The sequence below is a fragment of the Nocardia sp. NPDC004340 genome (assembly GCF_053602575.1).
Genome location: NZ_JBSGDW010000005.1, coordinates 334,879 through 346,931 on the forward strand (window position 1 = coordinate 334,879; position 12,053 = coordinate 346,931).

Annotated in this window: 11 protein-coding genes; 6 read left to right on the plus strand and 5 right to left on the minus strand. The window is 69.1% G+C overall.

Going from position 1 to position 12,053, the window contains the following annotated elements; all coding sequences use genetic code 11:
• Nucleotides 1-52: 52 nt before the first annotated feature.
• Nucleotides 53-409: a ribosomal subunit interface protein gene (locus ACWEOI_RS22615; RefSeq protein WP_357086450.1), complete on the minus strand. Its 357-nt coding sequence runs from the start codon at nt 407-409 to the stop codon at nt 53-55.
• Nucleotides 410-528: 119 nt separating this feature from the next.
• Nucleotides 529-1,737 (minus strand): glycosyltransferase, encoded by a 1,209-nt coding sequence (locus tag ACWEOI_RS22620; protein ID WP_433667254.1) that lies wholly within the window; start codon nt 1,735-1,737, stop codon nt 529-531.
• A gap of 302 nt (nt 1,738-2,039) precedes the next feature.
• Between ACWEOI_RS22620 and ACWEOI_RS22625 the strand changes: the two genes are divergently transcribed.
• The 4 genes from ACWEOI_RS22625 to ACWEOI_RS22640 all read left to right on the plus strand — a co-directional run bounded on the left by ACWEOI_RS22625 (nt 2,040) and on the right by ACWEOI_RS22640 (nt 7,077).
• Entirely contained in the window at nt 2,040-4,199 is a 2,160-nt protein-coding gene (locus tag ACWEOI_RS22625; protein WP_452360890.1) for a terpene synthase family protein, read from the plus strand.
• A 116-nt stretch (nt 4,200-4,315) separates the two neighbouring features.
• Nucleotides 4,316-5,386: a polyprenyl synthetase family protein gene (locus tag ACWEOI_RS22630; RefSeq protein ID WP_452360891.1), complete on the plus strand. Its 1,071-nt coding sequence runs from the start codon at nt 4,316-4,318 to the stop codon at nt 5,384-5,386.
• Nucleotides 5,387-5,782: 396 nt separating this feature from the next.
• Nucleotides 5,783-6,640 (plus strand): hypothetical protein, encoded by an 858-nt coding sequence (locus ACWEOI_RS22635; RefSeq protein ID WP_452360892.1) that lies wholly within the window; start codon nt 5,783-5,785, stop codon nt 6,638-6,640.
• Nucleotides 6,637-7,077, plus strand: coding sequence for a hypothetical protein (locus tag ACWEOI_RS22640; protein ID WP_433667248.1), 441 nt, complete (start codon nt 6,637-6,639; stop codon nt 7,075-7,077). Before ACWEOI_RS22635 ends, ACWEOI_RS22640 begins: the two co-directional genes overlap by 4 nt.
• A gap of 23 nt (nt 7,078-7,100) precedes the next feature.
• Here the strand turns inward: ACWEOI_RS22640 and ACWEOI_RS22645 are convergent, their stop codons facing one another.
• Nucleotides 7,101-7,913: an SAM-dependent methyltransferase gene (locus tag ACWEOI_RS22645; protein WP_452360893.1), complete on the minus strand. Its 813-nt coding sequence runs from the start codon at nt 7,911-7,913 to the stop codon at nt 7,101-7,103.
• Nucleotides 7,914-8,084: 171 nt separating this feature from the next.
• Between ACWEOI_RS22645 and ACWEOI_RS22650 the strand changes: the two genes are divergently transcribed.
• Nucleotides 8,085-9,197 (plus strand): cytochrome P450, encoded by a 1,113-nt coding sequence (locus tag ACWEOI_RS22650; RefSeq protein WP_433667244.1) that lies wholly within the window; start codon nt 8,085-8,087, stop codon nt 9,195-9,197.
• A gap of 41 nt (nt 9,198-9,238) precedes the next feature.
• Here ACWEOI_RS22650 and ACWEOI_RS22655 read toward each other — a convergent pair whose 3' ends face one another.
• The gene (locus tag ACWEOI_RS22655; RefSeq protein ID WP_452360894.1) at nt 9,239-10,048 is read right to left on the minus strand and encodes a class I SAM-dependent methyltransferase; all 810 of its coding nucleotides are present in this window, start codon (nt 10,046-10,048) and stop codon (nt 9,239-9,241) included.
• A 175-nt stretch (nt 10,049-10,223) separates the two neighbouring features.
• On the opposite strand from ACWEOI_RS22655, the gene ACWEOI_RS22660 reads away from it, so the two are divergent.
• The gene (locus ACWEOI_RS22660; RefSeq protein WP_452360895.1) at nt 10,224-10,922 is read left to right on the plus strand and encodes a phosphatase PAP2 family protein; all 699 of its coding nucleotides are present in this window, start codon (nt 10,224-10,226) and stop codon (nt 10,920-10,922) included.
• A gap of 3 nt (nt 10,923-10,925) precedes the next feature.
• Here the strand turns inward: ACWEOI_RS22660 and ACWEOI_RS22665 are convergent, their stop codons facing one another.
• Nucleotides 10,926-11,996 (minus strand): amidohydrolase family protein, encoded by a 1,071-nt coding sequence (locus ACWEOI_RS22665; protein ID WP_452360896.1) that lies wholly within the window; start codon nt 11,994-11,996, stop codon nt 10,926-10,928.
• Between the last annotated feature and the right edge of the window lie 57 nt (nt 11,997-12,053).

Below are 12,053 nucleotides of genomic sequence, written 5' to 3' on the forward strand. Positions count from 1 at the left end.
CCGACCGGAACGGGGTTCCGGGGCGCGCCCCCGAACCCCGTGAGTTGATCGACTAGTCGGAAACCAGGTGGCGGATGGATTCGCCGCCCTTGGCGTGATGCAGTCTTCCGAACCTGCTGTCGAGCAGGTGAGCCATGCTGTCGGCGGCCCCGGTGTAGGCGTCCTCGACGGTGGCCGCGCGATGCGTGGTGGCGACCGGCGGCTGGCCCTTGGGCCGGGCCTCGAGGGTGCACTTCTTGTCTTCGGAACCACCCTTGTGGCCGTTCACATCGGTGATGTGGGCCTCGACCCGGGTGAGATGATCCGCGAACCGGTCCAGAATCGCAGCGATGGTATCGGTTGCATCCTGGGCGATCGCGCCGCCACCGACGTTCTTGTCGGCGAAGACCTGGATTTGCATGGCTGGCATCTCCAATCTTCTCGGTAATAGCCGAGAACTTGCTGACACCTTCGACCATACCTACCCCGGCTGAGACTCGCCTGTGGGATCGCGCGCGTGGGACCGGAATCACCGCGCGGCGACCGGGTTCACCGCGTGGCGAGGTCCAGGACGGTCAGCGCCAGGTGCTCGGCGGCCTCCGGGTGTCCGAGGGCGCGGGCCGCGGCGGAAACGGCTGCGCGGGTCTCGGATTCGGTGAGCAGCTCGGTCAGCGCGGCGCGCAGATTGGCGGCGGTGGCGTCCTCGCCGACCAGGGCGCGGGCGGCATTGTGGTCGGCCAGGATCCGCGCGTTGCGGATCTGCTCGCCGCCCACCGAATGCGGGTACGGGATCAGCACCGACGGCTTGCCGAGGGTGGTGAGCTCCGCGAGAGTGCCCGCGCCGGAACGGGATATCACCACATCGGTCAGCGCCAGCACGTCCGGGAGCTCCGGGCCGATGAACTCGCGCACCAGGTAACGGCCGCGCACGTCCTCGGGCAGGGTGGCGGCGAATTCGCGCACCTGCTCGTAGGACAGCCGCCCGCACTGGTGAATCACGTTGGCGGAGTGCAGCAGTTCGGGCAGCAGCTCCCGGATCAGATCGTTGATCTGCACCGCGCCCTGCGCGCCGCCGGTGATGTAGACGGTCGGCAGGCCGGGGGTGTAGCCGTCCCAGTCGAGGGCCTTGACCGCCGCGGCGGGATCGCCGGTGGTGAGCGCGGGCCGAATCGGGTTGCCGGTGACCAGGGCCCGGCCCCGGACCTTGGCGGGCAGCATGCCGAGGGAGGCGTCGGAGGACAGCGCGATGCGGTCGGCCATCCGGGCCAGCAGCAGATTGGCCTTGCCGATGCCGGTGGTCTGCTCGTGGATCACCAGCGGGCGGCGGCGCAGCGCGGCGGCCATGCCGATGGGGGCGCAGACGTAGCCGCCGGTGCACAGCACCGCGTCCGGCCGGAAGCGGCCCACCACGCCCTGGGCGGTGAGCACGCTGACCGGCACCCGCAGCGCGTCGCGGGCATTGTCCTTGTTGAGCATCTTCAGTGGATTGCGGTCGCGCCGCAGCTTTCCGGCCTTGATGCCGGTGAAGTCGATGTCGTTCTCGGCCGCCACCCGCTGTTCGAGACTGTCGGGGACGCCGACCCACAGCACCTCCGCGGTGGCGCCGGCCTCGGCGGCCAGATCGCGCAGCGCCCGGACCGCGGCGACCGCCGGATAGGTGTGGCCGCCGGTGCCGCCGCCGGCGACGATCACCCGGACCCGGCCACGATCGCCCAGCCGTTGCAGGATCGGGGCGCGGTCGGCGGCGGGATTCGACATGGACGATCCTCCTGGGCGGGGTGGGTCGGGTGGGTGGGGCAGCGCCCAGGCTATCCCGGGAACGGCTCCGGGGACCGGTCCGGGAGGTACCGGTCGGTCGGAGAAGATTGCGGGGTGTTGGCGAGACGGCTACGGGCCTTTACCATGGTTGTGACACTGATCACGTTGTCGCAGTAAGAGTCACGTCTTCGCAGTGCAGTTCCGACGCGGTCCCGTTCGGCTTTTCCCCGAGTAGCGATATTTCCCAAAAGCAGTGCTCACCGGCATGTCCTCATTGATCAGCCCAGCGAGAGGGCCCCGCATTGAAGCCCTTCACCCTGCCCGATTTCTATTCACCGCACCCCGCCCGGCTCAATCCGCATCACGACTACGCCCGCGCCCACGCCGCCGCGTGGGCCGAGCGCCTGGGCATGCTCGGTGAGCCCGGGGTCGACGGCAAACCCATCTGGGACGCCGAGAAATTGGAGCGCATGGGGTACGCGCTCCTGTGCGCCTACACCCATCCCGATTGCGACGCCGAGACTTTGGCGCTGCTCACCGAGTGGTACATCTGGGTCTTCTACTTCGACGACTGGTTCCTCGACGCCTACAAGCGCACCGGCAACCGCGCCGAGGCCACCCGCTACCTGGCCCGCCTGGAAGAGTTCATGGCCGAACCGGGTTGTCCCGCACCGGAACCGGAGAACGCCTCCGAGGCCGGGCTGGCCGACTGCTGGGCCCGCACCGTGCCCGCCATGTCGGAGGACTGGCGGCGGCGCATGCGGCGCTCCACCCACAACCTCATGGTCGAATCCCTCTGGGAATTGGACAATATCGCCCGCGACCGGGTCGCCAATCCCGTCGAGTACATCGAGATGCGCCGCCGGGTGGGCGGCGCGCCCTGGTCGGCCGCACTGGTGGAATTCGCCTGCGGCGCCGAGGTGCCCGGCCGTTTCGCCGCGGAGCGCCCGCTGCGCGTGCTGTGCGAGACCTTCTCCGACGCAGTGCATCTGCGCAACGACCTGTTCTCCTACGAACGCGAGGTGCGGGTCGAGGGTGAGAACGCGAACATGGTGCTGGTGCTGGAACGGTTCCTGGGCTTACCCACCCAGGCGGCCGCCGAGCTCACCAATGACGTGCTCACTTCCCGCCTAAAGCAGTTCGAGCACACCGCGCTCGCCGAGGTATCGCAGCTGTTCACCGAACGCGCGGCCACTCCCGAGGAGCAGGCCGCGGTGACGCGCTACACGCTGGGACTGCAGGACTGGCAGTCCGGTGGGCACGAATGGCATCTGCGGTCGAGTCGCTACATGAACAGCGGCGTCGATCGCGGGCCGACCGGCCTGGGCACCGCCGCCGCACGGCTGCGGCCGGGTTTGCGGGTGCAGCTGAATCAGCATGTGCCGCCGCCCCGGGTCGCGGGTCCGCTGCCGGTCGACGGGCTGGAGATGCCCTACGTCGTGGGGGTGAATCCACACGTGGAGCTGGCCCGCGCCGATGTCCCGGCGTGGGCGGCGTCGGTGGGTCTGCTGGATCCGCGGGTCGGCTGGACGGCGGAATCGCTGGCGGACGCCGACTTTCCGGCGCTCCTGGCCATGGCCGACCCCGAGGCCGACGCGGAGACCCTGAAGTTGCGCTCGCGCTGGTGCACCTGGGGCACCTACGCCGATGATCTGGGAACCCGGGTGTTCCGGGCCGATCCGGTCTCGGGTCGGGATCAATTGCGGCGCTTACCTCTTCAACTGGGCGAGAGCGCGCCGATGCCCTCCAGTCCGCTCGAGTTCGGTCTGTCCGCGCTGTGGCGGGAGACGTCGGCCGTGTGCGACGACACCGGCCGGAATCGATTGCGTGCGGCGGTGATCGACCTCGTCGAAGGCTGGATCACCGTGCTGGAGAACGAGACCCGGAACCGTTTGCCGGACCCGGTCGACTATCTCGAATTGCGGCGGATCACCTCCGGTGGTCCCTTGTTCGGCGCGCTGGATGCTCTCCATTCGCCCGGAGTTGTCTCGGATCCGGCGGTCGCGGAACTCGCGGACTCCAGTATCGTCCGGCAGCTGCAACATTCGGCGCAGGACTACGCCGGTCTGGTCAATGATCTGTACTCGTATCAGCGCGAAATCGAATATGACCACGAACTGCACAATCTGGTGTATCTGACGCAGTCGTTCCTGGGCTGTTCGCGGGAGCGCGCGTCGGCGATCGTGGTGGATCTGGCCAACGAGCGGCTGCGGCAGTTCGAACTCGTCGTCCGCGATCAGCTTCCGGGCTTCATGGCCGATCATCAACTGTCGGAGGAGGTTCGGGCCGTGCTGTTGACGCACGTCGATCGGCTGCGCGATCACATGGCCGGAAACCTGCACTGGCACATCAGGACCGGACGCTATTCCGAGGCGGCGCTGCGCGCGTCGCGGCCCAGGCCGATCCTCGGCCGCCCGGGGCCGTTCACCAGCGCGCACGCGGTCCCGGCGGCTCGTCGCTGAGCCGGTCGGCACCCACATCTCGCGGGCCCCGGCGCCCATCGGGTCGGCGCCGACCCGGTCGGGTCCGGCGCCGGGTCCGGCGACCACGATTCCGCAGCAGTTCACTGGAGGTTGCCATGAGTTCGTCGACAGCGGCCGATCCCGCGTTCTCCCACCGGAAAGGCGCGCGGGACAGCGGAATCGGGCCCGATGAGCGAGCCCCGTACCTGCTGCGGCGGGCCAAACGCCTCACCCGGCCGCTGCTGCGGGCCGCCTTCGACACCCTGCCCAGCGAACTGCGCCTGATGGCCGAGTACCACGTGGGCTGGCGCGACGCGAACGGTGCGGTGACGGAGGGGGAGTCGGGCCGGGGATTGCGCCCGGCGCTGGTGCTCGCGGCCGCCGCGGCCCTGGACGCGAAGCCCGCCGCCGCCGTGCACGCCGCGGCCGCGGTCGAGATGGTGCACAACTTCACGGTCATCCACGACGACATCGTGGCCGGTGGCACCGTGCGCCGGGGGCGGCCCACGGTGTGGCAGTTGTGGGGTGTGGACGACGCGGTGCTGGTCGGGGACGCCCTGCACAGCCTGGCCATCTGGACCCTGGCCGACGCCCCGGCGACCGCGACCCTGGACAGCATCGCGCGGCTGGCGGACGTGGTCATCGAGCTCTGCCTGGGCCGGCATCAGGACCGGGCCCAGGAATCCGCTCCGGCCGGGTCGCTCGAGGAGTGCCTGGAGACGCTGCGCCACCAGCGGGCGGCCCTGCTGGGGTGCGCGTGCGCCATGGGCGCGTTGTGCGCGGGCGCGCCTTCGGAGGTGGTGGCGGCCATGGATCGGTTCGGCCGGGAGCTGGGCATCGCCTGTCAGCTGTGTGACGACCTGCGTGGGATCTGGGGTGAGCCCGGCAATCCGAGCCGACCGGTCGGCCATGACCTGATGCGGCGCAAGCATTCCTTACCCGTGGTGGCGGCCCTCGAGTCGCCGACACCGGCGGGCCGCGAGTTCGCCGAGCTCTACGCCTCGGACACCGCCCTGGATCGGGAATCGGCCGCGCACGCCGCGGATCTCATCGCGCGAGCGGGCGGAAAGGCTTGGGCGCAAGCGGAATCCCTGCGCCATATGCGCGCCGCCGCGGACATGCTGGGGGGACGTCCCGCCGTGGATCTGCTGGCCTTGGCCGAATGCGTCGTCCCGCGCGATCGGTGACGCCTCGATAATCGCACCGATTCGAAATCAGACAAACCAATTCGACCGGGCGGTTCATATTGCGCCGCAATATCATTCCGTCGGGAACAATTGTGACTCCGCACTGCCTCTGTCAATAGGGATTAACCCCGGTGGCGCGCGTATAGCGGATCGCTTGCGCTGGTGATGCTGGTATCCGGCCGAGCGAATTCGATAGCCGCGAAGGGACTTTAGTAATCGATTCGCAGGAATCCATTGCTCCAAAACTGCTGGGCTGTCACGATATCCCACACGCGGTGAGCGGGGTCGATGCGATTCGCCGTCGAAATATCAACCAGGCGTGCGCGTTTCGCTGTCGTCCGCTGTCGGCCGCGCATTCGCGCCATGTCGTCCTGCCTATTTCCCAGGAGTTCGCGCATGACCACGGGACCTGTCGCCGGACCCGGGCGCCTACCGGCGTTGGACCGCGAATCGGCCCGCGAACTGGTCCGGGAACTGGCACAGGCCGCGGCCACCACGCGGACCGGGGTCCTGCGGGTGACTGGGGAGCCGGGCGGCGATCTCCATATCGTCCATGGGCTGGTGGTGATGGTGGACTCGCCCGGCGCGCCCGGGGTGCGCGAACTGCTCGCGCGCCCCGGGCGTACCTCCACCGGGGAGGCCGATCTGCGGGTGGTGACCATGATGGCCGCGGTGGACGGCTGTTTCGCCATCACCTCGGGCTGGATCGGCAACTGCTTCTGGCAGTCGAACCCGCACCCCGAATCCGCCGACGCGCCAGGCACATTCGAGGACACCGCGCCGCAGGGGCCCGGCTTCGAACCCGGGTGGCTACTACTGGAGACCGAACGGCGGCTGGGCGCGCTCGCCCACGGCCGCATCTCCCCGCACCGCAATCACGTGCAGCTCACCGAACGCGGCCGGGTGTTGCTCAGCGGTCCGGGCAGCGGCCATCGCCGCGAGATCCTGCTGTGGTCCAACGGCCGCCGCAGCTGCCGCGATATCGCGAAGTTGTTGTGCCGCAGCCTCTACGCGGTCACCGTCGAGGTGGTCCGGATGCTCGACGACGACCTGCTCGTCATCGCATCGGTGGAAGCCGATCCGGCCCCGCTCGACCCGGCGCCCATCCACGGCGTGACCGGCCGCACCCTGCTGCCACGCCGCCGCCGCGGGGCCAGCGGCATCAATGACGCGCTCCCGCCCAGCCCGCCCCAGCCCATGCTGCGCGGCGGTCAACGAAGCCTCACCCCAAGGAAATCAGAGAGGACGCCATGAACAATCCGAGCGGAGCCGGCGCACCCGGCAGTATGACGGATCGAATCGCGACGCTGGTCAAGGTGCTGCGATCGGATGTGCCCGACTGCATCGCCGCGGGCGCCATCGATATGTCGACCGGCATGTTGCTGGCCGTGGAGACCGTCGACAACCACCCCACCGAAGTGCTCGATCTGCTCGCCGCGGCCACCCTGGAGCTGTTCCAGGGCCGCAATGTGGTCATGATCGAGAACATCTGGAAGGAGCGCCGCGGCATCCGCCTGGAGCGCCACTACTTCCAGGAGATCCTGGTCAACAGTGACAACCTCACCCACCTGTTCGTGCGGACCGAGAGCCGCGAGGACGTGGTCGTGGTGATGGTGTGCCGCAAGTCGGTCAATGTGGGCATGCTCTTCGCGCAGGCCCGGCGGGTGCTCAAGGATGTCGGCAGGCTGTGACCACGCGGCTCGGCGCGGACCGGTCAGGGAATGCGGGCCACCGCGCCGAGCATGGACACCGCCTCCGGTCGCGGATGCGGCCGATACTCCTCCGGCCGCCACAGCGTGACCGCGGTGATGCCCGGCGGGACCAGGGTGAAGCCGTCGAAGAACTGGGCGAACTCGGTGCTGGAGCGTAGTCGGAACGGCACGCCGCTGCGGGTGTTGGCCTCGGCCGAACGCTCCAGATCGTGCTCGTCCATGTAGTCGTTGGTGGCGTGCGACATGACCAGGTAACTGCCGGGCGCCAGCGCGTCGGTGAGAGTGCGCATGAGCTCGTAGGGGTGCTGGTCGTCGGTCATGAAGTGCGCGACCGCCACCACCATCAGCGCGACCGGCCGGCTCAGGTCGACGGTCGAGCGTAGGTCCGGGTGGTCGAGGATGTGTTTCGGGTCGCGCAGGTCCGCATCCAGGTAGGCCGTCCTGCCCTCGGAGGAGCTGTCGAGCAGGTGCCGGGCGTGCACCAAGACGATGGGGTCGTTGTCGACGTAGACGATGCGGGATTCGGGGGCGATGCCCTGGGCGATCTCGTGCACATTGCCCGCGGTGGGCAGGCCGGTGCCGATATCGAGGAACTGGCGAATTCCGGCCTCACCGGTCAGATAGGCGACGGCGCGTCGCAGGAAATTCCGATTCTCGACCGCGGCCAGCTGGACCGTCGGAAAGGCTTCGGCGACCGCGTCGGCGGACTCGCGATCCGCGGGGAAATTGTCCTTACCACCCAGCCAATAGTCGTACCGGCGGGCCGGGTGTGGTTTGGTGGTGTCGACGCGCTCCGACGCTGAATCCGAGTTCACAACGCTCCCAATCCTTTTCGGCTACTGTCTGACTACGTCAGCTCCAGTTGCGGATCGGTAGCGGCGGTCCCGCGCCCGCGCCGCGACATCGCCGGAAGGTTCGTCATGCAGTTGCGATACAGCCCGTTCGATTTCGAAGTCCATTCCGATCCGTACCCTTACTATGCCAGGTTGCGCAGTGAGGCCCCGGTATACCGGAACGAGACCGACGATTTCTGGGCCCTGTCGCGCCATGCGGACGTGCTCGCCGCCCTCCGGGATTCGGACCGTTTCTCCAGCAAGAATGGCCTGCGCATGGAGCCCGCCTTCTGGGGACCGCAGGCCGAGCGCTTCTTCTCCTTCGTCGCCATGGACCCGCCCAAGCACACCCGGCTGCGCGGCCTGGTGACGCGTGCCTTCACCGCGCACCGGGTGCAGGCGCTGGGGCCGCGGCTGCGCGAGATCGCGGTCTCGATGTTGGAACCGCTGCTCGCGCGCGGCAGCTTCGACCTGATGGCGGAATTCGCCGGGCCGTTCCCGACCGAGGTGATCTCCGAGCTGGTCGGCGTGCCCGAGGGCGATCGGGAGATGCTGCGCAAGCTCGGCATGGAGATCATGTACACCGAGGAGGAGTCCACCGACCTGCGGCCCGAGGCCATGCAGGCGATCGGCGCGCTGGTCGGCTACTACACCGAGCTGACCATCGAGCGCAGCAAGTCCCGCCAGGAGGACCTGCTCTCCGGCCTGCTCGACGCCGCCGAGGGCGATGACCGGCTCACCCCCGAGGAGATCGTGGGCGTGCTGATCCTGCTGGTCGGCGCGGGTATCGAGACCAGCATGCTGACCTTCGGTAATGCGTGGAACGCCGCCGCCCTGCACCCGGAGGCCCGCCGCGCCGCCCTCGACGGCCGCATCGACGACTGGATCGCCGAGGCCATGCGCTGGGATCCGGCCACCCAGACCCAGCTGCGCACCACCACCGAGGCGGTGGAACTGCACGGCGTCACCATTCCCGCCGACGCCCGCGTGCTGCTGCTCACCGGCGCCGCCAACCGCGACCCGGAGGTCTTCGCCGATCCGGACACCTTCGATCTGGAGCGCGACACCTCCGCCTCGCTTGTCTTCGGCAGCGGCCGCCATCACTGCCTGGGCTCCAACCTGGCGCTGCTGGAGCTGCGCACGGCTCTGCAGGAAATCGCTTCCCGCGTAGCCGATTTCGAGGTGGACACCGCGGGCAGCAAGCGCATCCACGCCTCCAACAACCGCGGCTTCGCGACCCTGCCGACCACGGTCACCCTGCGCTGAGAACCGGGCTTGCCGAGGCCGAGCCGGGCTGGTCGAGCTGATCAGGGCTTGCGGGCGATCCCCCGGGTCGCCCGCAAGCGCCCGTCCGCGAGCGCCTCGGTCAGGTGCTCGATCTTGGCCGGGAAGTTCGCGACGAAGGATTGCAGGCCAACGGGATTCGGCGGATTCGCCAGCACCATCCGCATGACGGCGGTCGCCTGCTCGGTGAGGTCGTCCCACTGCTCCACCGTCAGGCCCGACCGCTCGACGGCCGCGCGCAGATTGTCGGCGGTCACCAGATGGCTCTGGTCCGACCGGTCCGCCCACGGGAGCGGGAAATCGGGCTCACCCACGGATGCCGTGGTGATATCCCAGATGGCCAGCAGGCCACCGGTATCCAGCACCCGATACGCCTCGCGGTAGAGGCCGTCCTTGTCGGCGATGTTCATCTGCACGTGCTGGCTGAAGATCGCGTCGAAGCTGTTGTCCGCGAACGGCAGATCGGTGACGTCGCCCTGTCGCACCGTGATCCGATCATCCAGTCCGACCAGCTTGTTGATCCATCGCGCCGTCTCGCAGTAGTCCTCGGTGAGGTCCACGGTCGTGACCCGGCAGCCCCGGCTGTCGGCGATGAATCGCGCGGTCCCGCCGATCCCGCTGCCGGCATCCAGCACCCGTGATTCCGCGGTGAGTCCCGCCAGCTCCACCAGTGCGCCCGTGGCGATCCGGCCCATGGTGTGGAAGTCCTCCACCAGCGCGAGATCGGTGAGCCGCAGTTCGTCGAGGTTGCATCCGGCCGCGACCAGGGCATTCTCGATACCTGTCCGGGAGACGCCGGACCGGTAGGGGGTCTCGATCGAAATATCGTTCATGTCAGCGCCCTTCCTCCGAAGGTGGGTCGGCAATAAGTAATCAGCCAATGCTTACAACTTCGAGTATGCGGCTGTTTCGGCTCCTACGCCAGGGCTCCGCGACAGAAAGCCCTGGCTCACCCCTCGCACCCCTCTCTCGAGATTCTCTCAGCGAAGGCATGGCAACCTCGATGACATGCCGTCCACACCGCCCGCGTCGAAGGAGACAGCGCCGACTTCACCACCGGCCGACTACACGCTCACCGGTGTGTTCATCGCGTCCGTGCTGGCGGCGATCATCATTGCCCTCACCTGCGTGGTGGTCTGGGCCCACGGGCCCGCCGGCCCCGATGCGACCTGGTTGCGGTGGTTCATCGACCACCGCACCGACACGTGGACCACTGTCGCGAAGGTGATCAGCGCGGCGGGCGACACCACGTCGGTCGCGATCTACTCGACGCTGGCCTGTCTGTTCCTGGCCTGGCGCAGGTATTGGGACCGGGCGGTGCTCGTCGCCGTGACCTCGGCCGGGGCGGGCCTGATCGTCTTCTTCGGCAAACTCCTGATCGGGCGCGACCGCCCGCCGGTGGTCGATCACCTCGTCACCGAGACGAACCACTCCTATCCCTCCGGCCACGCCCTCGGCTCGACGGTGGTGATCGGGATCCTGGTGGTCGTCGCACTGCCCTGGCTCCGACCGGTCGCCAGGCTCGTGGTGGCCGCGCTCGCCGCCCTGTTCGTGCTCGCCGTCGGTTTGTCGCGTCTCTACCTGGGCGTGCACTGGCCGACGGACGTGCTGGCCGGATGGCTGTTCGGCGCGTGCTGGCTCACGATCTGCCTGACCCTGAGCCCGCTGACGCGCCTGGTGACCGACCGGCTGCCCGGCCGGGACTGAAACCTACCGGGGGACCGGGGTTCCGGCGGACCAGATCCGGCGGATACGCGTCGTCGCGGTGATGTCGGTGAGCGGATCCCCCTCGAGAAGAACGAGATCGGCGCGCAGCCCCGGGGCGACCGCCCCGCGATCCGCGAGACCGAACCGTTCGGCGGGCCCGGCCGTCGCGGCGTGCAGCGCCTCGGCGGGGGAGAGCCCGGCCGCGACCAGCAGTTCGAGTTCGTGGTGCAGGCTCGCCCCGAACGCGGGATTCATGGGGACGCCGGGATTGGCGTTGGCGTCGGTGCCCGCGAGGATCGGGATGCCCGCGGCGTGCATGGCGGCGACCGAGGCCAGGCAGGCGCCGAACGCGTCGGGGAAGCCCCGGACCGCGGCCATCCCTTCCATCATGGTGAGGGTGGGGACGACGATCGTGCCCTCGGCGGCGATGCGCTCGATGGTGTCGGCCGGGAGCGGATTGCCCGCGGGCACATGGGTGATGACGTCCGCACCCGCGTCCAGGGCCATGGTGTACGCGCCGGGGGTGGCCGCGTGGGCGATCACCAGCAGGCCGCGCGCATGGGCCTCGGCCACGACGGCCTTGGCGGAGGCGGCGTCCGGGCCTCCCTCCCCGGGGGCCTCCAGCACCAGCTTGATGTAGTCCGAGCCGGTCGAGTGACGCTGGGCGACAGCCGGTTCGGCCTGCTCCGCGCCGCGGATGATGGCGGGTTCGCCGAGGAACTTGCCGTGCATGCCGTCGGGTCCGACGATGGCGCGGCCCGCGCTGCGAATATCGGTGGTGCCGACGGTGTTCCGGAGGCCGGCGACCACCTCGGGCTCACAGGCCATGTCCAGGCCGGTGGTGACGCCGTGCGCGGCGAGCAGCCCGGGGGTGTCGTGGTCGCGAATGTGGACGTGGGCGTCGATGAGGCCGGGCAGCAGGACCGCGCCCGCCGCGTCGATGCGCTCGGCCCCGGTGTCGTCGGCGCCGATGACGGCGCCGTCGATCACGATCGTGGTCGGTGCGGTGAGGCCACGGCCGTCGAAGACGCGCACATTGTCGAGGGCGGTCCGGCCGGTGCTGGAGGAAGTCACCCGTCCAGCATGCTCCCGGTTCGGGTTGTGCGGCAGCGCAATCGGATCGCCGGCCTC